Consider the following 23,365-nt stretch of genomic DNA (forward strand, 5'->3'; position numbering starts at 1 on the left):
CTGACCGAAACCCTTGTGGAGCGACCCGTTCGGGCACAAGTTGCTCCAACTTCTGACCGAAACCCTTGTGGAGCGACCCGTTCGGGCACAAGTTGAGCCAACTTCTGACCGAAATCCGTCTCGAGCTCCCGTTCGGGAAGAACTTGCCCCATCTTCCGACCGAAACCCTTGTGGAGCGACCCGTTCGGGCACAAGTTGAGCCAACTTCTGACCGAAATCCGTCTCGGCCTCCTCATTTGGGTACAACTTGATTTATTAAATTATTAAAGAACAGTCCTGATCCATGCTGAAGAGATACATATCATTACTTATTCATGTTTTCTTCCATCTGAATGATCCAATCTGTAATAATTTCCGCATCTTCTAATGAAACGAGTTTTCCAGGCATCAAACCCACTCCTTCATATGTAAAATCAATAAACTCTTGTCTCGATAAACCGGTATTTAAAAGACCAGGTGCGGAAGCCCCGTTTAAATCTGTACCGTGACAGCCTATACAAGACCTGTTGTAAAGGGGTTGAGCAATGGATGTTAATTCATCCACTTCTCCACGCGAATCTGACTGTCCATTCCCTGAGACCTCACATCCCATCAAAATCATTACAGTTAACGCTACAAATAATAATAGGCCAAAAATTTTTTTCTGTTTTTCCACATTGTTACTCCCTTCAGTGTAATCTACTTATCATTTTAATAGAAAAAAAAACACCATTATCGATAAAACATGTAGATTTGATGACAATGGATTTCAGCCCTGACCTATATAGTGGACAAAAAAATACTATGCAGTGGAAAAATTTACTTTATGATAAAGGAAGATACAAACTTTATTTAAAGGTAAGTATAAGTTTTTGCACCTTCGGGCATTGTCTAGCTCCATCGCCTACTCGCTGCGGGGCACTTCGGAAGTGACAACCGAAGTCAAAGATCGGACTTCTAGCTACTTCTTCGAATTCGCTGTCCAACGAGCGTTTACTTCGCGAGTTAGCTTCGAGTTGCCTCGACGGACAGGACGTCCTAATATCGGGCATGCCACAGGACGTGGCGTTTTGCCCGATGGACGGATAAACAACGGAGCGATGCTTGTAGAGGAAGAGGCACTGCCCTACGCTCGTGAGCTTAGGCGCTTGCGCTTTTCTAATATTTTTTTAAATTTTTTTGTAACAAATCAATTGTTTGAGGAACTAATTATGTGAGAGCGAAACAATGCTGCCAGCAGTCAGGTTGTTTGAGGAGTGGAATGATGAAACTAGAAGAATTATATAAAGAAATACAACCAAGCATCTATGCGTTCTTCTATGTGAAAACGATGAATAAGGAGATTGCGGAAGATATGACACAAGAGGTTTTTTATCAAGCAATCAAAAACTATAATACTTATTCTGGGAAATCCACCCTCAAAACGTGGACCTTTTCAATAGCAAAGAATATTTTACTCAAACACTTTCGAACCAATAAATATAAGGGAGATTTGGCAACAAAACTTCAAAATGAAATGCTTTTACAAACCACAGAATCCTTAGAAACACAGATAATTCAAAAAGAAAAACGGCTTCATTTAATTCATTTAATCAATAAATTAGATGAAGTTACAAAAGAAATTGTCACATTGAGAATCTATGGGGAACTTTCCTTCCATGAAATTGGCCAACTCATAGGGAAAAGTGAAAACTACTCACGAATTACATTTCACAGGGCAAAGCTCAAATTACAAAAGGAGCTGGAGAAATATGAATGATGAACAATTACGCCACCTAGTTGAAGATCTTCTTCCATTGTATGAGGAAGGGTTATTAAGCCCTGAGACAACCGACTGGCTAGAAGAACAGTTGAAAAAAAATAAAGAACTTCAAGAGGTAATGAAACAGATTGAGAAACCGTTACCTAAAGGTAGCATTGACTCACCAGTTAACGATGAAAAAATGTTTAAAAAAATCAATCAACGTCTTTCGTTGTTCCAAATCATTTTTGTGGGGATCTCATTCATCCTCGCAATCAGTACTTCCCTCATGAATGATAGCTTTGGATTTATCTTTTGGTACACAGTTCTTGGTTTAGTGACATATCTCTTTTACAAGGATATGAAAATTGTGTTTTATATAACGTTCATACCAATATTTCTGTGGTCTATCGGTGATAGTGTTTTAGTCTATTGGAGAGGTCATTACATCGATGGAATTACAATAGCAGAATTTATTGGAAGCAGTTTATTTGGAGCGTTTATGATGACCATTATTCATTATTTGTTTGCTCTTATCGGAAGTATTATTGGTTGGATTATTTTAAAACTTAAGGAAAAGGACGGAGATAACCGTGAAAAAAATCATACTTAGCTTTCTTCTATTATTATTAGTTTCCTTTGTATTTTTCGTATATAACTCATTTAATGGTAATCCAGTGAGTAAATATTTTGCGGAACGGGCATTAAATCATCACTTGGAAGTAACTTATCCTGAAAGGGAATTCCGTGTCACTGAAAAGTACTTTGATTTTAAATTTAGCGAATATGTATTTCATATTGTGGAAATAGGAAGTGGAAATGCTATTGCTGAAGAAGATGGCACTGAAAGTACAACTGATATTGGGAGAAACCATATTTTTACCGTCAGTGGCTTACCGAGACCAGCGGTGCGAATAGATCCTATTCGCACTTCCTTGTTAGATACATCATTGATGAACAAATTATCCGAAGAGGCAGGAGAGGAAATTTACGATTTATTATCTCCTGAAGTGGAAAGCATATTTGCCGTAGATGTCTACCTTGAAGTCTTAAGGGGAGAACTTGATGAAAATGTGAATTGGGATAAAAGTCTTCCCTTTGATAGGGATCCCACATTCTTTATTGTATTGAATTCAACCGCGTCCAACAAAAGTGATGTTTTTCAGGAGGCAGTTACTATTCAACAAACGTTAAATGAAGCAGGGTATCCTTATGAAAGGGTTACGATAAATGGAAATGAAATTGGTTCGGGTGTTTCTGATAAATCACTGAACAGGGGATATGTAAAATTCGCCATTGGTTTCACTGCTGATGACCATATTCGTGAACGTGATATTACTGAGCACTGATCAACTAAGTAGCTTGAGGCTGAATATTTGCCTTAAGCTTTTCCTATAGTATTCCATAATGAGAGGTGTAGTATGGATCATTCTTCTGATGAAAAAAAATGTCCACTTTGTGGAGAATTTAATAACTGTTCCGTAAATTCTTCCAATTGCTGGTGCAGAGAAGTGCAATTCCCGAATGAAATCTTTGATGAATTACCTATCACTCTAGCAAAAAAAACATGTATCTGTAGAGATTGTCTGAAAAAATACAAAGAAAGATACATATAAGAAACTAGCTCTTTTTATTTGAAAATTTAGAATTTTTCTTTCTTAGGCAGGATTACTCCAATACGAAGTAGAAACAGTATAGTAAAGTGTTGCACGGAACACAGGAAATTTAGGTCACAACAGTTTTGGATTGATTTAAGTCTGTATTCCAAGGGAGGAAAATCAATGTACAATTTAAAGGAAAAAGAGATGATTTTTGTGTTTACCGGTCCAGACGGTTCTGGAAGGAAAACAGTATCGAAGCTTGTTGGGGAAAGTACTCTGCACATGGAAACCGTTATTTCTTATACGACCCGAAAGCCACGGGCATATGAAACCGAGGGTGAAGATTATCATTATATTTCTAGGGAGGAGTTTGAAACTGCCAAGAATAATGGCGAATTTCTCGAAAGTGTCGAGATAAATGGAAATCTTTATGGAATAAAGGAAAAGGATATTCAAGAGAAGTTTGAAAAAATGGGGTGTATTTATCTTGTATTAAATACAGAAGGTGCTGATATATTAAAATCCCTTTATGGTGATAAAGTTATTCGGTTCTTTGTCTATGCAGATCGCGAGACTGTGGTGAACCGCCAGAAAGAACGGGGAGATGATCCGGAAGTCATTGAACAGCATATCGCCCATTATGATGAGGATATGGCTTACAGGGAAAAATGTGAGCATGTATTTGAAAATTATCGATCAGATCATATAGCATATGAAGTAACCAATACAATGGAAGAGTATTTTAAAAGAAAGTTAGAAGAAAAAAAGGCAGAAAAAGAACCTTTATAAAAACAATAATAAAATGTAATGCATGAGTATACTACACCATTAGAGTTTAAAACAGTCGTTTGTCCAAATTGGACTAACGGCTGTTTTTTGTCTTCTGAGAATAATCCGTAATATGTAAAGACACCCTAGAAAAAAGGAGGTTGGTACAATGAAAATAATAGCAATTAGTCTTGCTGCAACTGGGTTCTTTCTCTCTAGTTTATCAGCTTGTGGAGATATGAATGACGGGGGAATAAATGAAACAACAACTGGTTTTAACACTAATCAGACGCATGGTTTCGATACACCATACGTTGAAATGGATAATGATCGAAGGCAAAGTAGGACAGGAATTTGGAATCAAAGACGGAGGGATGATGCGCATTTTCAGTCTAACGCCATGAATTCTTCATGGAGGGGAGGTACCCATGTCCAAACACGGGAGTATGATGTGCGGGGAAGGGGATTTGACCGTGGAGCTAAAGGACAACAGGAACGTATTCGTGGTCAACGTGCTCAAGATGATATGTACCGCAGGTCAGGTAGATTAAATATGGATGGAAATTATACTGATTAAAAAATACGGTGTACTGCAATATAGACTTATTAGTAAGATAACGGAGAGTTGATTTTCTTTTTGAACGGATATAACTAGGAAAATGAGACGACTCACAACCTAGAGTCGTCTCACCTTAATCCTGTCTTAGAATTTTTAAATTAAGTTTCTTTTCTTACGTTTTTCAAAGGTAATTAAACCAATAATTAGCAACATTAAACCAATTGTTAGTAGGTTATACATATTTGTTGAAGTGTTTGGTAATTTACCACCAGTATCTTTTTCTAGTTCTACTTTTTTGTCAGTTCTATTTTCGTCTCCCTCTCCAGATAACTCAGGATTAACTGGAACCACAGAATTCACCGGGTCAACCGGATCAACTGGATCAACCGGGTCAACTGGGTCAACCGGATCAACCGGGTCAACTGGGTCAACTGGGTCAACTGGGTCAACTGGGTCAACTGGGTCAACTGGATCAACCGGATCAACCGGATCAGCCGGGTCAGCTGGGTCAACCGGATCAACCGGGTCAACTGGGTCAGCCGGATCAACCGGGTCAACTGGGTCAGCCGGGTCAACCGGGTCAGCGGGATCAGCTGGATCAGCCGGGTCAACCGGGTCAACCGGGTCAGCTGGATCAGCTGGATCAGCCGGATCAGCCGGATCAACCGGGTCAGCCGGATCAGCTGGATCAGCCGGATCAACCTCTTCAGTATTTAGCTCGAATACACCATAAAAACTAAAGTGATTAACATTAACAATAACTACATCTTCTACGATATCATGTGTTAGAGTTTCAATAGTTTTACCATCAATATAATAAACTACCAGATTTTCAGGGTTCATTACATTTGATACTTTAAATGTTAAAGTTATCGGTGTATCAAACTCTGATATTTTTTCACCAGTGCTGTTAATAATTGAAAAATTATATACGGAACTAACGGCTCTAGCATTTTGAACTGTTACAGATTCAGACTGGTCCGTACCAAAACTGAATATTACATCAGAGTCGCCTTTTAATAATGTAACTGGTATCTTTGCAGAAGCATTTCCAACGGACAAAAGAAGTGTAGAATGCTCAGGCATTAATTCTATAACTTCTTTTTTTATGGCAATATTCCTAGCTAATTCTTGTACTTTAAAGGTATTGTCTTCTAATACAAAGTCGTTAATATCTGTTACCTCAATGTTTTCTGCGATAGGTTGTTGATCATCGCCCGGTTGTTGATCATCGCCTGGTTGCTGATCATCGCCTGGTTGTTGATCATCGCCTGGTTGTTGATCATCGCCTGGTTGTTGATCATCGCCTGGTTGTTGATCATCGCCCGGTTGTTGATCATCGCTCGGTTGTTGAGTATCCCCATCCTGTGGTGGTTCTGAAACATCAGGAGCCTTTTCAAATCCAACATTGTCTATAAATACTCTACCAGCAAAATCACTGTGTTCAAGGTCTGCGAAAATTAGAATCATATTTCTTAAGGGGTCTGTATCTTTAATTGTACTAATGTTTCTAATATTAATTTTTACTTTGTAATGATACAGTCCATCAACAGTTTTTGTTTTCTCATTTAAATTATCAAATAGTATATTAAAACTATCTGGTGCTTGAGCCCAATATCCCGCAGATGGTGGTTGGAAGATAGCGTTAATGGCAATACCACCTTTTGTGGCACGAATTGGGTCTAAAAACAAATCAAATACTACGAAATCATTATCACTACGAATTAATTCATTCCTTGTAAAATTTAAACGAGGGGCAGAAGCCCAGTTATCTGTTGGCTTTACTTCTGGATAGGCATATTCCCATGAGAGAGCATTATTTCCATTTGCTTTTTTGATTGTAAGAGCATTTTTTACACCGGACTCAGAATGCCAATCCCATCCTTGCCGGGTACCATCTTCAAATGATGTTGGAAATTCAGCTGTTCCTATTGGATCATGAATAACTTCAATTTCTTTTCTTTCACCAACGACTGTTATATTATCCAGTAATATAGTATCAGCATTTTTTGTGCCAACAAAAAGAATAATATTATTCATTAAGTTGTTGTCAGTATGCATTGCAATTGCTTCAAGAGATGGTGAATCATTTTTAGTTATAGTTAATACTGCTTTATAGCGATCTTTATATGGCTTAAAGTCTGATTCATTTACTTGAACTGCTTGTTTAGGGTTTGCCCATCCAGCTGATGGGCCTTGCGGAATTGCTGCAATCGATACAGTTGTTGGCTCATCAACGATGACATCAAACCTTATTTCTTCAGCACCAAGTATATCAACACTTTTTCCCCAAGTATTAGCAGATAGCCGAACATTAGCCCAGTAGTTTCCAGGAGATAGATCATTACTAGCGTCTAATCCCGATATTTGAAGTGCGTTTCCAAAGTTACTAACTGTTACGCCTTCTTTAATGGGACTGTCTACGTTCACACCAAACCCTTGTCTAGTTCCATCATTAAAATTCCAAAGTACGCTATAGAATTTCTTTCGATCAATTGGTTTATATTCTATTCCTTTTATTCTGGCACGTACATATTCACCAGATATACTAAGTTCATGTGGTAACCATAGTTTGTCAATACCAGGATCTAATTTGGTAGCATCTGTCTTCCCTAATTCAAATGGTATAAAAGCACCTGAAGTTTCATTTTTATTTGTTAAAGACCAGTTTGCCCAGCTAATATTATTCTCATTAAGGAAATTTAGCCAGACATCAGCTTTATCTAAGAACGGGCCTTTATCACCATCTGCTTGACTTGTACCCCATTCAGTTGCAAAGACTGCAACTCCATTTTCCAAAGCATACCTTGTGTTTCCCATTACATTTGATCTATTTATACTAGGAGTTCCTTCTGGATAACTGGTAGCTGAGGGAGCGTGCGATCCAGTGTAGAAGTGAACAGAATACATAATATTTTTTGCGATAATAGGGTCGTCTGCAGCTAAATCCGGTCGTTGGCTCCAGTTCGGACTGCCTACAAGGATAATATTGTCACCTTTTTCACGGAGCATAGTAACAATTGGGTCTGCATATTCTTTTACAGCCTTCCATCCAGTTTCATCATTTTTAATCCCAGGGCCTCCAGTGTTATTACTACTTGGTTCATTCGCAATTTCCCAAATGATATAATGGAATTTAGGATGATCTTTATAGTGGTTGGCAATCTCCTCAAAGAAATCATAAGCTCCAGAATAAATTGGTGCCCTTGGATCGCCTGGTGCATGAACATGCCAGTCCACAATTACATACATATCATGCTTAAATGCTAACTCCTAATAATAAAATATAAATTGTAGGACAATGACAATGGTAAAACGAAACCGATTTCGCTCGATACTAAAAAAATATTGATCTGCAACTCTGGAAGCTATAAAATTGTAAGTGTAACTTTCGTAGAACGGCATTAATTTTCAATTTAATATTTACTTCTCTCCCTTCTCGTTAAGGAAATACGGATGAAAACCTTTGATTTAAGCGCTTACAAAACCAAATAAAACAATTTTTGACAAAATTTTCACCCTTATGACGAAATTATATCACGGACTTTTTTAAAAACTAGCTGGACTTTTTGAACATTTTCAGCTAAGTTAGACACAATTAAGAAATCGGTTTCCTGATTATAATTGCGAAAGCGCTATCAAACGAGTTGGAGCATGTAAATATGGAAGGTGGTGAGCTAATGGAACCAATTGTTACTGTTAAAAATGTTGGTCGTACATTTGGAAAAGGAAATAAAGAGATTCAAATATTAAAGGGAATAGATTTGTCGATTGAGCAACATAGTCTAACCGCTTTGAGGGGAAGATCAGGATCGGGAAAGACGACTTTATTAAATTTACTTGGGGGTCTCGATAAGCCAACAACTGGTGAAATTTTCTTTAAAGGAAATCCAATTCATACATTCTCGGACAAGGAGAGTACAGAATTTAGACGGAATAATATCGGGATTATCTTTCAATCATTTGGACTGGTACCTCTTATGACAGTCGAAGAAAATATCGAATTTGGACTGAGGATTGCAGGCGTAGCCCGTAACGAATGGAATGATAGAATAGCAGATTCCATTGATCTTGTAGGTTTAACGAAGCGTGCGAAACACCGTCAGTATGAGCTTTCAGGAGGAGAACAGCAGCGCGTTGCCATTGCCCGGGCTATTGCCCCGACTCCGCGATTTATTCTAGCAGATGAACCTACGGCAGAGTTGGATTCTGCCATGTCATTCCATATAATAAAAGTTTTTCAGGAACTTACGACAAGTAAAAATATGACGATCATGATGACAACGCATGACCCTGAGATACTAGAAATCTTAGAGAACGTCTATTTATTGGAGGATGGGAAAATTGAAAAAGCAAAACATGAACAAGATACAATTAAATAATATTTTCTTTACTGGGACAATCTTCTTCCTTTTAACTGTTTTACCAGCATGTTCCCTGCTCCCACAAGAAGAAGAGATGCTTGCTCCACCGTTAGTGGAACCGGCCAGTATTGATTATGATTTAGTAGAAGTGGAACGGGGAGACATAAGAAGGCGAGTAACCGGAACAGGCAGCTTTGTACCAATTCAAAGTGAGAATCTTTTTTATGAACAGGCTGGAGGTAGACTAGAGGGAATTTATGTAGCAGAAGGGGATTTAGTGGAAAAAGGGCAAATCTTAATAGAAGTGGACAGTGGTAGTCTGGCATATGATGTGGATCAGCTTGAAATTGAGTTGGCAAAGGCAGATATTCGTCTAGAACAATTAAGGGCTCAGAATGCTGATAAATATACAATTCAAATTGCAGAGTTGGATAAGAAAGGATTAGAACTTAGGTTATCACAACTTCAAAGGCAGTTGGACACTTCCCAAATAACAGCTCCTATGGATGGAATCATTACGTTTGTAACAGACCAAAGACCAGGGGATTATGTGGATGCATTTCAATCATTAGTTCAGGTGGCAGATCTGTCTAAACTACAATTAATCTATTCTGCTATCGCTGCAAATGACCTGGCAGATGTGAAAATTGGGATGGAAGTAAACATCACCATGAACGGGGAAGATCTGGAAGGTGAAGTTGTACAAACACCAGATACAATTCCTGACGATGTGGTTAACAATAATCCAGATATGTATCGCAGAAGTATTATCATAAATTTACATAACGCTCCAGATGGAATTAATACTGGTGATTCAGCAAGTATTGAGATTATAACAGCTGAAAAGGAAGATACGTTAATTATTCCGAAGAATGGACTTCGTACAGGCTTTGGCCGAAATTATGTTCACGTTCTCGTGGATAATACAAGAAGAGAAATTGATATCGAACCTGGCATTATTTCAGCAACGGAGGTTGAAGTACTTCGGGGGTTGAACGAAGGGGATAAAGTAATACTGAAGTAAGGAGGGATAAGCATGACACTCTTAAAAATAATAGCACGGAAAATGATTAATAATCGTTGGCTGACAGTCAGCTTATTTCTCGGATTACTGATCACAGTTTCTCTCGTTTCAAGCATTCCTACTTATACTTCAAGTGTGATGCATAAGTTACTTGTGAGTGATTTAGAAGACTTTCAACAGGCCGAAAATACGTATCCGACTACTTATTCCTTTTCTATAAATTTTTCAAAGGATGATAGTATTGACCAATTAGATGTATTGGACGAGGTTGAAAATTTTCAGGAACAAATGATCAGCAACACTGGAATTCCCACGATCGCGGAACTTCAGATATTAAGTACATCACCCATGAGAGTAAGTGGGATAGATAACTCAGCAAGTACAAGATTAAGTGGAAGGATCATGTCCTTTTCCGGCATAGAAGAACACATCTCCATAACAGATGGAAGTTTACCATCCAATAAAAAAGAGGAAGGTGTAGTAGAAGCAATTGTACCTGAACGGGCACTTTTGGAGCGGGATATGGTAATTGGAACCACCTTTGAAATTGGAGAAGGTGACGAAAAAGTAATAGTGAAACCAGTAGGGACTTTTACGCCAAATGATCCTAGTCATCCTTATTGGATACTATCGGCAGATTCCTATAGTAGAGATTTCATCGTGGACGAAGAAGTTTTTCGGAATGAACTCCTTCAAAATAATAAGGAATTTTTGGAAACTTCAAGGTTCGTATCTGCCTTTGATTATTCATTTATAAGAAGTGAAGATATCGCTTCATTACTTGCCCTTGATCGAATAGTTAACCGGGAAACAAGTGCCTTGATGGAAACCATTATCCTCACAGATTTTCCGGTGGCAGATATATTAAAAACATATGACCAAAGGAGCAGTCAGCTCCAAACAATGTTGTGGTCATTAATAGCCCCTGTATTGGTGATGTTAGGAATTTATCTATTTATGGTATCCCGTTTAATCATTCAACGTCAATTAAATGAAATTGCTGTTTTTGCTAGCAGAGGGGCTAAGAGATCCCAGATTCTGCTCATTTACTTCATAGAAATGATATTACTAGGAACCATCGCATTGCTAATCGGCCCGTGGATCGGACTTCTATTTTGTCATTTGTTAGGAGCGACAAACGGTTTCCTGGAATTTGTCCAACGAACCGCATTACCTGTTGAAATATTGCCAGACTCCTATCTGTATGCTTTTTATGCAGTGGTGGCCTCGATCTTTATGGTGATGGTGCCGGTTTACTTTGCTTCGAAAAAAAGCATTGTGAGTCATAAACAAAACTTAGCATCATCCATAAATCAGTACAAATGGTACTCCATCTTTTTTGATTTAGGATTAATCGCTGTGTCTATATATGGATTATATACTTTCCAAAGAAATCAACAAATGATCTCATCCTCTCAAGGGGGAGATCTATATATTGATCCGGTTCTTTTCTTCTTACCTGCTGTTTTTATTATTGGTCTTGGCTTATTCGTTCTTCGAATCTATCCTTGGATATTGAGAGGAATCTATAAGCTTGGAGAGAAGTTTTGGTCCATTTCCCTATACTCTACTTTTTTACAAGTTGGTCGATCTGCAAAACAATATCAATTCTTCATGTTGTTTTTAATTATGACTATAGGAATTGGTGTATACAGTGCTAGTTCCGCGAGAACCATTAATACAAATATGGAAGAACAAATCCTCTATCAAAATGGGGCAGATATTGCAATAGAAATTAGATGGGAAAGTACAGAAACTGTCACCACAGCGTCGGCTTATGATACTGGTTCAGCCAGTGAAGAGTTAGAAGCTGGAACAGATGAGGATTCCCTCAACGGAGAAAGGCCGGAAGTCAGTTATATCGAACCTCCTTTTGAACCGTTTTTAGATTTGAATGGTGTGGAGCAGGCAACAAAAGTTTTTCATAAAGAAGGGGTAAAGGCAGAATCACAAGGGCAGAGTATCTTCTCGGCTCAATTAATGGCCATTGAACCGAAGGAGTTTGGAGAAACAGCTTGGTTTAAACCGAATCTATTACCTCATCACTGGTACGCCTATTTAAACTTAATGGCGTCCGAACCAAGTTCAGTCTTGATTTCCAGTTCTGTGTCCAATGGGTTAGGAGTGAAGGAAGGGGATTATCTTACCCTTCAATGGAGTGGTTCGAATCAAGCTGAATTTGTGGTCTATGGTATTGTGGATTACTGGCCGTCCTTCAATCCAAATAAGCAGAGGGAAGGGGACAGTAATCCTACATTAATCATTGCTAATCTCCCTTATGTACAGAATGTCATGGGGTTAGAACCTTATAAAGTCTGGCTAAATGTCCAGCAAGACAGTTCCCGTAATGATATATATGAACAAATTAGAGAAGAAAGAATACCCGTTTCTAATATGAATGATGTCCAACCAGAAATTATAGATCTAAAGAATAGCGCATTCTTATTAGGCTTAAATGGGACGTTGTCTCTAGGGTTTATTATCTCCCTTTTCATAACTCTAATCGGATTTCTCATTTATTGGATCGTCACTATTAAATCAAGAACATTACAGTATGGAGTGTACCGAGCAATGGGGATTCCAATGCCAAAACTATTGAGTATTTTGATTTGGGAGCAAGTAATGACGTCAGGATTTGCCTGTTTTCTGGGAATCATCATAGGAGGAGCAGCAAGTCAGCTCTTTGTACCATTATTCCAATACTCCTTTTCAAGTCAGACAATGGTACCTCCGTTTCAGGTTATATTTGATGCAAGTGATGAAATGAAGATTTATATCTTTGTCTCCATTCTGTTTATTGTGGGAATCTCCATACTCGTAATTTTATTGAAGAAGATCAAGATCCATCAAGCCATAAAGTTAGGTGAGGATTAAATGATAACATGTGAAAACTTGGTTAAGATTTATAAAATTGATGATGAACATGAGGTTATTGCATTACAAGGACTTGACTTGCAAGTGAACGATGGTGAAATGGTAGGAATCATCGGAAATAGTGGAAGCGGGAAATCCACATTATTAAACATGTTGGGAGCACTAGACCGTCCATCAGCGGGAAAACTTCTTGTGGATGGGAAGGATTTGTTGAGAATTTCGGATAAAGAACAAGTAATATATAAACGGGATACGGTTGGATTTATTTGGCAGAACAATGCTAGAAATTTAATTCCGTATTTAACAGCGGTGGAAAATGTGGAACTGCCGATGATGTTAAAAGGCCGCTATAAAAGGGAGCGGGCCATGGAATTACTGGAGATGGTGGGCCTCGGGGGCAAAATTCACAGTAAACTTCACATGTTGTCTGGAGGGGAACAGCAACGAGTTGCTATCGCCATCTCCCTTGTCAATAGTCCAAGTCTGTTACTTGCAGATGAGCCGACGGGTAGTGTAGATACAAGAACTGCGGATATCATTCTGGATGTGTTTCGTGAATTGAATCAATCCCTTGGTGTGACCATTGTGATTGTTACCCACGATATGCAACTTTCGAGGAAAATGGACCGTGTCGTGGCGATTCGTGATGGAAAAACGTCAAGTGAAATTATTAGAAGACCTGTCTATAAGCAACAAGAGGATGATGAAACACATAATGATTCAGATCCCATGGAAGAAGATACCCATGTTGAGTATGCTGTATTAGATCGTGCAGGGCGAATTCAAGTCCCGAGAGATTATTTGGATTCCATTGGAATAAAAGATTCAAATAAACTGCAGGTTGTTCTTGAGGATGGGAGGATTGTCTTGTTAAATCCTGAAGGTGCAAAGGAGAAAACAGATACTTGATCGAATCCCCATGCTTAGTGACTTTCGAAGTAGTGACAGTTGAAGGGTAATTCTCTATGCCCTTGTCACTACTTCCTTTCCTTCACTCCCCTTACCCCCTTTACCATTTAAACTTTGTGAATATTTTATTAAACTTTCTGCGAAAAAGAGGATTATTAGCAAAGATAAAAGAAATTGCTACTCAAAGAAATAGTTTTGATGGACTTTCTAATCTTGATATATTCAAATCTTTGATTTGCTCATGTTATTTATGTGAATTAATTCACAAAAAATCGCAACAGGAAAGAGGGTGGCAATATGAGGAAGTGTTGGATTGCACTAAGTATGGCCTTTCTATTTAGTACTTTGTTTGCGTGTGGAGGAGAGGGTTCAACGAAGATGGAAGGATCGGATTCCAAAGGTGATGACATTCTTATTCGGTTTTCTTTTGTAAACGCTCCCATGAGTATCAAAGCATTAGCGGCAGAAAGGTTTGCAGAACTGACTCATGAAAAAACCGGTGGACGTGTCAAAGTGGAAGTTTATCCGGGAGGTCAGTTATATGATGATGATGAATCGATTGACGCTGTGGCGGCTGGGAATTTGGAGATGATTGCTCCTTCTGTAACAAAAATGGTTACATTTGATCCGAGATGGCAATACGTGGACATGCCTTTTCTATTTGAAGATGAAGAACACGTTTTAGCATTTTTTGATAGCGAAATTGCCCAAGATTTGCTTCGTTCAGAAATTCTAGAAAACAATAATATGATGGGAATGGGATTCTGGCAAAATGGCTTTAAGCAGTTTACAAGTACGAAAATACCATTGAGAGAACCGGAGGATTTCCAAGGACTTATTTTCCGGGTACAAGCTGGTAGTGTTTTAGAGTCCACTTACCGTGCAATAGGTGCGGGAACAGCTACGTTATCCTTTGGCGAAACGTATGCTGCTTTACAGCAGGGAACGGTGGATGGGACGGAAAACACGTTTAATAATATTGAAACTCAGAACTATGAAGAGGTTCAGGACTATTTAACAATTAGCAACCATGGGCGTATCGATTGGGCAGTTTTTGTAAATCAGCCTTTCTGGGAAGGGATGCCGGAGGATATTCGTATTCAAGTGGAAGCAGCACTTGCGGAAGCAACAGAATATATGAATTCAATTGCTCAGGAAGAAAATAATAGAAGTTTTCATGCCATAAAGGAATCTGGCAATCTGGAAATTATCGAACTCACAAAAGAGGAACGGCAAAAATTCGAACTGGCGTTTCAATCTGTCTACGAAGAGTTTGAAATGGTTATTACAAAAGAGGTAATCGATGGTATCCGAAGTTTAAAGTAAGGCATGACCGTAGACTTGGTAAAGAGAAAAAGTGTAGAAAAAGATTCTAAAAAGAACATACTTCCGTTTCCGAAAGAGGGGATGAGGATGGACCGCGCAAAGAAATGGTGGGCTTTGACAGAAGATTTATTAGCTGGAACTTTTTTGACAGTGGGAATCACACTAATATTGTACGGGGCGTTAATGCGATATGTATTTAGCGATCCTAAAGCGTGGGTCATGGAAATCTCTACCTATTCGATCGTTTGGGGAGTTTTATTGGGAGTACCCATTGCATGGAGGAATAATCAGCATATCCGAATTGACATTCTCTATGACAAGCTTAGTGGGTCGAAGCAAAGGCTAATGGATATCTTCTCGAATGGAGTGTGTGTAATATTTTGTATCGCATTTACTTACTACGGATTACAGTTGGTCATTGAACGATATCCATCTGGAATGACATCGATGGATGTGGGCATCCCAATGTGGATTGTCTATCTCGTTTTACCCATTTCAGGTTTTCTGTTTTTGCTGCGGTCTGTGGAAAAATTAGTGATAGCTTTAAAAGGGGAGGGAGAGAAATAATGTCTCTCACGATACTTTTCCTGCTCTTTTTCATTTTGATTTTGATTTTGATGAGGATTCCTATTGCAATTAGTTTAGCCATTGCAACGAGTCTCTTTTTATTTCATGATAACTTTCACATGAGCATGGTTCCTGTACGGATTTTTTCCTCCCTCACGAGTTTTCCCTTAATGGCAATTCCCGGATTTATTTTAGCAGGTGTTGTCATGGCCCGTGGTGGACTGTCGAAACATTTGATTATGGCACTAAGGGCGTGGGTCGGACATTTCCCGGGCGGCCTTGCAGTGGTAACTATTTTAGCTTGTATGATATTTAGCGCCATATCAGGATCAAGTCCAGCAACCGCTGCTGCTGTTGGAGCGATTATGATCCCAGCCATGGTAGCGGAAGGCTATGACAAGAAATACACGATGGGGTTAATTGCTGCTGCTGGTACATTAGGGATTCTTCTGCCTCCAAGCATACCGTTAATTGTTTATGGTATTACGGTGGAGGAATCCATAGGAAAATTGTTTATGGCCGGTGTCATTCCAGGAACAATTCTCGGCTTTACATTAATTGTATCCGCCATGTTTTATGCGAAAAAAAGAGGATATGGAATATCAGGGAAGACATCGCTGAAGGATAGATTCCATGTATCTATTAAAGCAATATGGGCTCTATTTTTACCTGTTTTAATCCTAGGGAGTATTTATTCCGGTGCTGTAACGCCAACGGAGTCGTCCGTGGTTGCTGTAGCCTATGCTATTGTTGTTTCAGTCATTTTTTATCGGGACTTGAAATGGCAAGATATACGACCAATTATGGAAGAAACCATCAGCCTCACATCCATGATCTTTCTTATTATCGGATCAGCAAAATTGTTTGGCCTATATTTGACACTTGGCCAAATTCCCCAACAAATTGGAGCGTGGATTGGGGAAAGCGAATTAAATAAGTGGCTGTTTATAATTATTGTCAATCTACTCTTTTTTGTCTTAGGGACTTTTTTAGAGTCAATTTCGATAATATTGATTACTCTGCCAGTCATCTTTCCAATGTTGGCTCATTTCGGAATTGACCCGATTCATTTTGCCATCATTATGATAGTAAATATGGAGTTGGCGATGATCACACCTCCGGTTGGTTTAAATTTGTTTGTAGTTAGTGGAATTGCAAAGGATAGGGTGGAATCAGTTATAAGGGGTGTTATTCCATTTTTTATTATATTTATTTTTGTTCTTGTTCTTATTATCCTATTTCCACACCTTTCTCTCTGGTTGCCTGGAAAAATGTAATCGATTCAGCCAGACAACGATAGTTTAAGTGACAACTGAAGTCAAAGAGCGGACTTCTAGTTGTCATTCCTCCACTGCCCTACGCTCGTGAGCATAGGCGCTTGCGCTTTTCTTAATATCAATAAAAAAAGACCGTTGTTTGTTTTCCATAGCTGAATCTATTACTTTCTGAAAGTAACTTAACAAGTATTTTTTATATTCTAATGCGAAGGCAATAAGGTATAATTGATTCCCAAGTGGTAGTTGCTTAAACCCTGACGTTTGATTGATTAACCATTTAATAACTGTCAGTTTATCTTCAGTCAAACGGAGATTTGAATTTTCCACAGCAAAGTAACATAACTGATCTCTAACGGATTTATGTATACCGTCTTTTTTTAATGTTTGAATACTATTAAGTAAATTTATGCGAGGTTTGTTTTCCTCTGTTTTAAGGTGATTAGGAATCTCAGGATGATAAAGGAGAAAATCAATTTCGTCTTTTGATAAGCCCGAATACTCATTAATTAATTGATAAATCGAACGTTTTTTTTGTTTATGTAAGTCAAAAAGAGCTGATATACATTTATGTTTATTAATAGCTTCTCCTAAATCTGTACCCGTTAAATTCCGTAATAAAAGGAGCAATCTTTCTTGTTTCGTTGTATTACTTGAAAAATAACATGGGATTGGTAGTTTTTCATTGTATTTTTGGTGAACAAGATAATGATCAAACCCTCCAACAACCCACAATTCACCTGTATCACGATCCTCCGCAACATGGATATGAACTTGCCTTTTTTTTGATGAAATTTGAACCGCTAATCGCTTTAATTGTGAGTCTGACACATCTAGTTTCATAACTTCTTTTAACTGGTTTACTTCAAAGTACTTAATATTCTTCAAAACTCGTCCCCCCTTTCCTTATTCCTATGTTATGTGAAATGAGCTTTGTCCTATTATAAATACTTATGAGTTTCAAATAAAAAAAGAACCCCACAGGGATGGGGAGAGAACGTTAAACTATTCTAATGACAGACCAATCATAAATATAAGAATAAATAAGACAATATGAATAAAAGGAACACATAACCATTTATAAGATTTCGTATATTGCATTTTGAAATAATATATCCAACTAAGAACGGTAGAAGTAATCATCAAAGGGATATAAAGCAATAAAAAAAAGAATAAGAATGCAACCAAATTAAAAAATGAATCCATGTTTGCAATGGACATCAAACCTGCCATAACCACCAAAAACCATGGCATAAGAGAAAACACGAATAAGAGGTTACACACAATATTTATAATTAGTGCCGACCGTTTCGTTTCCATGTCATCTTCCTCCATATCAGATAATATATTTGGTAAAATTATACTATATTTTTTCGGGAAACACTGTTTTTAATTTTAATGGATTGTAAGGATGTTGAACTTAGGAAAAGCTATTTATGAGTATTGGGAGAACGGCACCAATCAGAACTATTGGAAAATGGTTGTTCATCATTTGTTCATGTTGTCGTGTTACAATAAATAGCGTGATTTTTATACTTTATGAACGCAAGTTTTTTTTGTTTGTTAATGCTAAAAGGCTTTAATCATAAAATTTTTATATTACTAGCGGGGGGAAGAGAATGAGCGTGAAAGTTAAAAGACTACGGTATGCACTGTTCTTTGCAGTGATTATTTTTATTGGTGGTTGTAGTAATGATGGAGATGTTTCCAGTGAAGAAAATCAGAACGAAGAACCTGTGCATCCCGTTGAAATAACTGAAGTACAAGAAGGGACATTATCTAGTGATTTAAGTTTGTCCGGAAATGTCATGGCGTCGAAACAGATGGCAGTTCTTCCCATGTTGACAGGGGAAGTAATTGCTGTTCACGTTAAAAATGGAGATAAGGTCGAAAAGGGAGATACCCTTGTGGAATTAGATGCAACTGATATGGAACTAAATGTGGCACAAGCACGGGCTGGATTAGAAGCTGCTGAAGCGAGCTTAAAGAGTGCGAAAACAATGAGAGAACAAAGTATAAAGCAGGCACAAATGCAACTGGATCAAGCGAAAGATGTTCATAAAATGGTTTCTGAAGCGCAATCGGAGAATACAACACTTGAATTAGAAGAGGTACCTGAAGAACTTCAGCAAGTTTTTCAAAGCTTATTGATGGGGAATATGCCCACAGAACAAGACCGTGCTCAAGCAGAATCAGCAGTGAACCAAGCTGAAATGGCATTAGAACAGGCAAAGGGAACAGATCAAATTGCAGCAGCTGAAGCGTCTGTGAAGCAGGCGAGGATTGGAGTAGAGATGGCTCAGCAGCAACAGACACATGCGGTTGTATCTGCACCAATCTCTGGCCAAATCAGTAATTTTAATGTAGTAGTTGGAGAAATGGTTTCTCCCCAATCACCATTACTTCAACTTGTTCAAATGGATGAGCCTATTGTCCGTTTAGATGTTAATGAATCAATGCTACCTTCCATTCAATTGGATCAAGAGGTATCTGTATACATTCCAACATTCAATAAACGGTATGAAGGGACAGTTACACATATCGGGATTATGCCTGGGGAACAGTCCCGTGCGTATCCGGTGGAGATAGTCCTTTCAGAACCGGAAGATAATCTCCGAATTGGAATGCTGGCTAATGTAATGTTTAATACTGCAGTGACCAATGAGCAAGTGTTAGTACCTGTTCGTGCAGTAACGGAGCAAAGTGGAGAACATAGTGTATTCGTCACCACAGATGGAGAACAGGTGGAAAGACGAGTTATTACCATTGGTAATGAGTCACCTGAGTTTTATGAAATCATTGATGGAGTAGAAATTGGGGAACTGGTGGTCATTAATGGTGTTCATCAGTTATACGATGGGGCAAAGGTGAATGTCAGGAACGGAGAAGATTTTGGTTTTAACGAGTAATGTATTTAAAACGGAGGTAGCATAGGATGAAGCTCATTAAAGAATCGGTCATGCGGCCAGTGGGTGTAATAATTATTGCACTTGTTATGATCATACTAGGTGGAGTTTCACTTACTGGCTTAAAAGTAGATTTAATGCCGGAAATTGAACTCCCTATTGCCGCAATTTCTACACCGTACCAAGGCGCTGCTCCTCAAGAAGTGGAAAACTTAGTTACCCGTCCTTTAGAGGGAGCGTTAAGCGCAACAGAAGGTTTAACAACCATTCAATCCATATCCACAACGAATCAATCGTTGATTATTATGATGTTCGACTTTAATACCGATTTAGATTCTGTCATGCTTGATCTAAGGGATCGGCTTGATATGGTGCGTCCAATGCTGCCGGATGGTGCAGATACGCCTAGTGCCATGAGATTTGACCCTAACCAGATGCCTATTATTAATGTGGGAATTTCAGCTGAAATGGACCTTGCCAGATTAACAACAATTGCGGAAGAATCTATCTTACCACAGATAGAGCGTATTCCTGGAGTTGCCACAGCATCCCTAAATGGTGGACAAGAAAGGGAAATCATCATTGAACCAGATTTAACACTCCTGCAGCGCAATGGTCTAACAATATCACAACTTGCTCAGACGATTGGAGCAGAAAACAGGAGTGTACCTGCTGGTGAAATAAATAGGGGCGGACAGGATATGGCTCTCCGGATTGTGGGAGAATTCCAATCTGTCTCAGAAATTGAAAATATTAATGTTCAATTAAGAACGGGCGAAGTGATTAAATTATCTGATGTGGCAGAGGTGAAGGATACATTCAAGGAAATGGATTCTTACGCCTATGTGAATGGAGAACCTACGTTAAGCATTGATATCTCTAAACAGACAGATGCTAATACGGTAGAGGTGTCTGATGCGGTAGGAAGAGAGTTGGAGAAGCTTCAAAATGATCTTCCACAAGGGGTTACATTAACGACGATATTAGATTCGGCGGAATTTATAAGGGATTCCATCAAAAGTGTCACTCTAAATATGATTCTTGGTGGAGCAATGGCAATCTTTGTTCTATTGCTGTTCTTAAGGAGCTTTAGAAGTACCCTTATTATCGGATTATCCATTCCGATTGCCGTCATTTCAGCATTTACTTTACTTTATTTTGCAGGTGAAACAGTCAATATTATCACACTAGGTGGTCTTGCTTTAGGGATTGGTCTTTTAGTAGATAGTTCCATTGTTATTTTGGAAAATATATATAAGTTCCGGGAACGGGGTTACAGCCGAATGGAGTCTGCTATTAAAGGGGCTTCGGAAGTTTCTTCTGCTGTAATAGCAGCTACATTAACAAGTTTAGTTGTGTTTGTTCCAATTCTTTTTACATCGGGTATAGCCGCTGAACTGTTTATCCCGCTGGCGTTAACCGTAGGATTCACTTTATTTGCATCATTAGTCGTTGCCTTAACTCTTGTACCGATGTTATCCAGACTCTTGTTGCCTGAGATTCCAAAAGAGGATGAAGAAGTGAGGGGATTACGAAAAATTAATGTTAGTATCGGAAACGGTTTAGAACGACTAAATAACGCTTATCGAAGTATTCTTAAATGGTCAATTACCTATAAAAAAACAGTTATTTTCGGAACCATTATTTTACTTATTGCAAGTTTAGGATCTGTCCGATTCGTTGGATTAGAATTCATCCCGCCATTTGATCAGGGGGAAATCTCTGCAAGTTTTGAGACACCACCAGGCAGTACGGTGGAAGATACACGGGAGTCTGTGAGAGAACTTGAACAGTTTTTATTGGATACTGGAGCAACGGAAGTTATTAATACCTCCATCGGCGGTGGTGGTATGATGGGAATGGGAGGACCTGGTGGAACGAACTCCGGCGACTTTTATATCCGTCTATTACCGCAGGATGAAAGGGATATTTCCACAAATCAGCTTATAGATAAGTTTAGGGAGTTTTCAGAAACCCTTCCTGATATAGATGTGGACGTCTGGGCGTTCGAAAGTGATGGCATGGGTGGCAGTGCTATTGATATTGAAGTTAGGGGAGAAGACTTTGATACGCTTAAGCTTATAGCTGATGATTTGAGGGATCTGATTGAAAATGTTCCTGGCACTTTAAATGTGTCTCATTCAATGGGAGAAACCCGTCCTGAAATGCAGTTACATGTGGACCGGGATCTTGCTTTACAATACGGTATATCTTATGCAGAAGTAATGGATACAGTAAGAAGCAGTGTCAGTGGACAAGTGGCATCTAGAATGCGTACAGAAGGTCAAGAAATTGATATTACAGTCATCTTACCGGAAAGTTATCGCGAAAATTATGGACAATTACAGAACCTACCTTTATTAACACAAACGGGAGAAACCGTAACATTATCAACGGTAGCTAATTTTGTTCAAGCGGCTGGTCCAACAACGATTAATCGCCAAAATCAAACCCGCGGAGTTTCCATATCCGGTGACATCATGGATCGTGATTTAGGCAGTGTAATTGCAGACATTGAAGCCGAATTAAATCAATATATCTTCCCTGAAGGGTATGATTATAATACTGGTGGAGAATATGAAACGATGATGGAGGCATTCACCGACTTAGCCCTAGCCTTAGCACTGGCAATCTTTCTAGTGTATGCGGTAATGGCATTTCAATTTGAAAAGGTACTATATCCATTTATCGTTATGTTCAGTCTTCCGGCGACGTTTATAGGTATTATAGCAGGATTCCTGATTACTGGAAGGGCCTTAAGCGCTCCAGCGTTTATCGGTATCATCATGTTGGCAGGTATTGTAGTTAATAATGCAATTGTTCTCGTGGATTATATTAATAAACTGAGGGATCGTGGTATGTCACTAGAAGAAGCAATCATGGAAGCTGGACCAACGCGTTTGCGTCCAATTCTAATGACCATGCTTACCACCGTTTTAGCTATGGTTCCTTTAGCAATTGGAATCGGTGAAGGTGCAGAACTTCAAGCACCAATGGCAACCGTTATTGTATTTGGATTATCATTCTCCACCTTTATCACACTTGTACTAGTTCCTGTGATTTATATATATACTGATCGGTTCACGGAATGGTGGAAGGGATTATTTAAACGTCAGAAGGATAAGGAAATAGTTGAATAAAAAACAGTAAACTTATTGCATCTATTAAGACTACTCTAAGATTTTAGGGTAGTTTTTTTCTAAAGGTAAGTATAAGTTTTTGCACCTTCGGGCAAGTTGTCTAGCTCCAGCGCCTACTCGCTGCGGGGCACTTCGGAAGTGACAACCGAAGTCAAAGAGCGGACTTCTAGCTGTCATTCCTCCACTGCCCTACGCTCGTGACCAAAGGCGCTTGCGCTTTTCTTGTTGTCTAGCTCCAGCGCCTACTCGCTGCGGGGCACTTCGGAAGTGACAACCGAAGTCAAAGAGCGGACTTCTAGTTGTCATTCCTCCACTACCCTACGCTCGTGACCA

At 38.8% G+C, this 23,365-nt stretch carries 20 protein-coding genes and 1 pseudogene; 16 read left to right on the forward strand and 5 right to left on the reverse strand.

All coding sequences use genetic code 11. The annotated features are described in order from the left end of the window. Positions 1-304: 304 nt before the first annotated feature. Positions 305-655: a c-type cytochrome gene (locus KS419_RS12410; protein ID WP_217066723.1), complete on the reverse strand. Its 351-nt coding sequence runs from the start codon at positions 653-655 to the stop codon at positions 305-307. Positions 656-908: 253 nt separating this feature from the next. On the opposite strand from KS419_RS12410, the gene KS419_RS12415 reads away from it, so the two are divergent. The 7 genes from KS419_RS12415 to KS419_RS12445 all read left to right on the forward strand — a co-directional run bounded on the left by KS419_RS12415 (position 909) and on the right by KS419_RS12445 (position 4,666). Beyond that, complete coding sequence (locus tag KS419_RS12415; protein WP_217066724.1) at positions 909-1,196, forward strand: hypothetical protein; 288 nt, start codon at positions 909-911, stop codon at positions 1,194-1,196. Positions 1,197-1,243: 47 nt separating this feature from the next. Next, positions 1,244-1,738: an RNA polymerase sigma factor gene (locus KS419_RS12420; protein ID WP_217066725.1), complete on the forward strand. Its 495-nt coding sequence runs from the start codon at positions 1,244-1,246 to the stop codon at positions 1,736-1,738. Continuing rightward, positions 1,731-2,333: a hypothetical protein gene (locus KS419_RS12425; protein WP_217066726.1), complete on the forward strand. Its 603-nt coding sequence runs from the start codon at positions 1,731-1,733 to the stop codon at positions 2,331-2,333. Before KS419_RS12420 ends, KS419_RS12425 begins: the two co-directional genes overlap by 8 nt. Further along, positions 2,314-3,069 carry a YfjL-like protein gene (locus KS419_RS12430; protein WP_217066727.1) on the forward strand — a complete coding sequence of 252 codons (756 nt, stop codon included), beginning with the start codon at positions 2,314-2,316 and terminating at the stop codon, positions 3,067-3,069. The genes KS419_RS12425 and KS419_RS12430 overlap by 20 nt, the downstream gene beginning before the upstream one ends. A 72-nt stretch (positions 3,070-3,141) precedes the next feature. Continuing rightward, positions 3,142-3,336, forward strand: coding sequence for a cysteine-rich CWC family protein (locus KS419_RS25645; protein ID WP_217066728.1), 195 nt, complete (start codon positions 3,142-3,144; stop codon positions 3,334-3,336). A 165-nt stretch (positions 3,337-3,501) separates the two neighbouring features. Then, positions 3,502-4,110 carry a guanylate kinase gene (locus KS419_RS12440; RefSeq protein ID WP_217066729.1) on the forward strand — a complete coding sequence of 203 codons (609 nt, stop codon included), beginning with the start codon at positions 3,502-3,504 and terminating at the stop codon, positions 4,108-4,110. Positions 4,111-4,258: 148 nt separating this feature from the next. Continuing rightward, complete coding sequence (locus KS419_RS12445; protein ID WP_217066730.1) at positions 4,259-4,666, forward strand: hypothetical protein; 408 nt, start codon at positions 4,259-4,261, stop codon at positions 4,664-4,666. 135 nt (positions 4,667-4,801) lie between these two features. Here KS419_RS12445 and KS419_RS25510 read toward each other — a convergent pair whose 3' ends face one another. Continuing rightward, on the reverse strand, positions 4,802-5,734 hold the full coding sequence (locus KS419_RS25510) for an LPXTG cell wall anchor domain-containing protein (RefSeq protein ID WP_380086088.1): 933 nt from the start codon (positions 5,732-5,734) through the stop codon (positions 4,802-4,804). Positions 5,735-6,058: 324 nt separating this feature from the next. Further along, positions 6,059-7,906 (reverse strand): annotated as a pseudogene (locus KS419_RS25225) (carbohydrate-binding domain-containing protein); the annotation flags it as partial. Between the two features lie 422 nt (positions 7,907-8,328). Between KS419_RS25225 and KS419_RS12455 the strand changes: the two are divergent. From KS419_RS12455 to KS419_RS12485, 7 genes are all read left to right on the forward strand, one after another. After that, complete coding sequence (locus KS419_RS12455) at positions 8,329-9,030, forward strand: ABC transporter ATP-binding protein (RefSeq protein WP_217066731.1); 702 nt, start codon at positions 8,329-8,331, stop codon at positions 9,028-9,030. After that, entirely contained in the window at positions 8,993-10,036 is a 1,044-nt protein-coding gene (locus KS419_RS12460; RefSeq protein ID WP_217066732.1) for an efflux RND transporter periplasmic adaptor subunit, read from the forward strand. Before KS419_RS12455 ends, KS419_RS12460 begins: the two co-directional genes overlap by 38 nt. A 12-nt stretch (positions 10,037-10,048) precedes the next feature. Beyond that, positions 10,049-12,910 carry an ABC transporter permease gene (locus tag KS419_RS12465; RefSeq protein WP_217066733.1) on the forward strand — a complete coding sequence of 954 codons (2,862 nt, stop codon included), beginning with the start codon at positions 10,049-10,051 and terminating at the stop codon, positions 12,908-12,910. Then, positions 12,911-13,819 carry an ABC transporter ATP-binding protein gene (locus tag KS419_RS12470; RefSeq protein WP_217066734.1) on the forward strand — a complete coding sequence of 303 codons (909 nt, stop codon included), beginning with the start codon at positions 12,911-12,913 and terminating at the stop codon, positions 13,817-13,819. Between the two features lie 297 nt (positions 13,820-14,116). Next, entirely contained in the window at positions 14,117-15,145 is a 1,029-nt protein-coding gene (locus KS419_RS12475; RefSeq protein WP_217066735.1) for a DctP family TRAP transporter solute-binding subunit, read from the forward strand. 87 nt (positions 15,146-15,232) lie between these two features. Further along, positions 15,233-15,712: a TRAP transporter small permease gene (locus KS419_RS12480; RefSeq protein ID WP_217066736.1), complete on the forward strand. Its 480-nt coding sequence runs from the start codon at positions 15,233-15,235 to the stop codon at positions 15,710-15,712. Then, entirely contained in the window at positions 15,712-16,989 is a 1,278-nt protein-coding gene (locus KS419_RS12485; RefSeq protein ID WP_217066737.1) for a TRAP transporter large permease, read from the forward strand. The genes KS419_RS12480 and KS419_RS12485 overlap by 1 nt, the downstream gene beginning before the upstream one ends. A gap of 63 nt (positions 16,990-17,052) precedes the next feature. On the opposite strand, the gene KS419_RS12490 is transcribed toward KS419_RS12485, so the two are convergent. Together KS419_RS12490 and KS419_RS12495 are read right to left on the reverse strand one after the other, a co-directional pair. Next, complete coding sequence (locus KS419_RS12490; protein ID WP_217066738.1) at positions 17,053-17,874, reverse strand: hypothetical protein; 822 nt, start codon at positions 17,872-17,874, stop codon at positions 17,053-17,055. Positions 17,875-17,991: 117 nt separating this feature from the next. Next, positions 17,992-18,306 (reverse strand): hypothetical protein, encoded by a 315-nt coding sequence (locus KS419_RS12495; RefSeq protein ID WP_217066739.1) that lies wholly within the window; start codon positions 18,304-18,306, stop codon positions 17,992-17,994. A 299-nt stretch (positions 18,307-18,605) separates the two neighbouring features. Between KS419_RS12495 and KS419_RS12500 the strand changes: the two genes are divergently transcribed. Both KS419_RS12500 and KS419_RS12505 read left to right on the forward strand, forming a co-directional pair. Beyond that, positions 18,606-19,895 (forward strand): efflux RND transporter periplasmic adaptor subunit, encoded by a 1,290-nt coding sequence (locus KS419_RS12500; RefSeq protein ID WP_217066740.1) that lies wholly within the window; start codon positions 18,606-18,608, stop codon positions 19,893-19,895. A 26-nt stretch (positions 19,896-19,921) separates the two neighbouring features. Continuing rightward, positions 19,922-23,032: an efflux RND transporter permease subunit gene (locus KS419_RS12505; protein WP_217066741.1), complete on the forward strand. Its 3,111-nt coding sequence runs from the start codon at positions 19,922-19,924 to the stop codon at positions 23,030-23,032. Positions 23,033-23,365 lie beyond the last annotated feature (333 nt).

The sequence above is a fragment of the Evansella tamaricis genome (genome assembly GCF_019042215.1).
Taxonomy (GTDB): Bacteria; Bacillota; Bacilli; order Bacillales; family Salisediminibacteriaceae; genus Evansella; species Evansella tamaricis.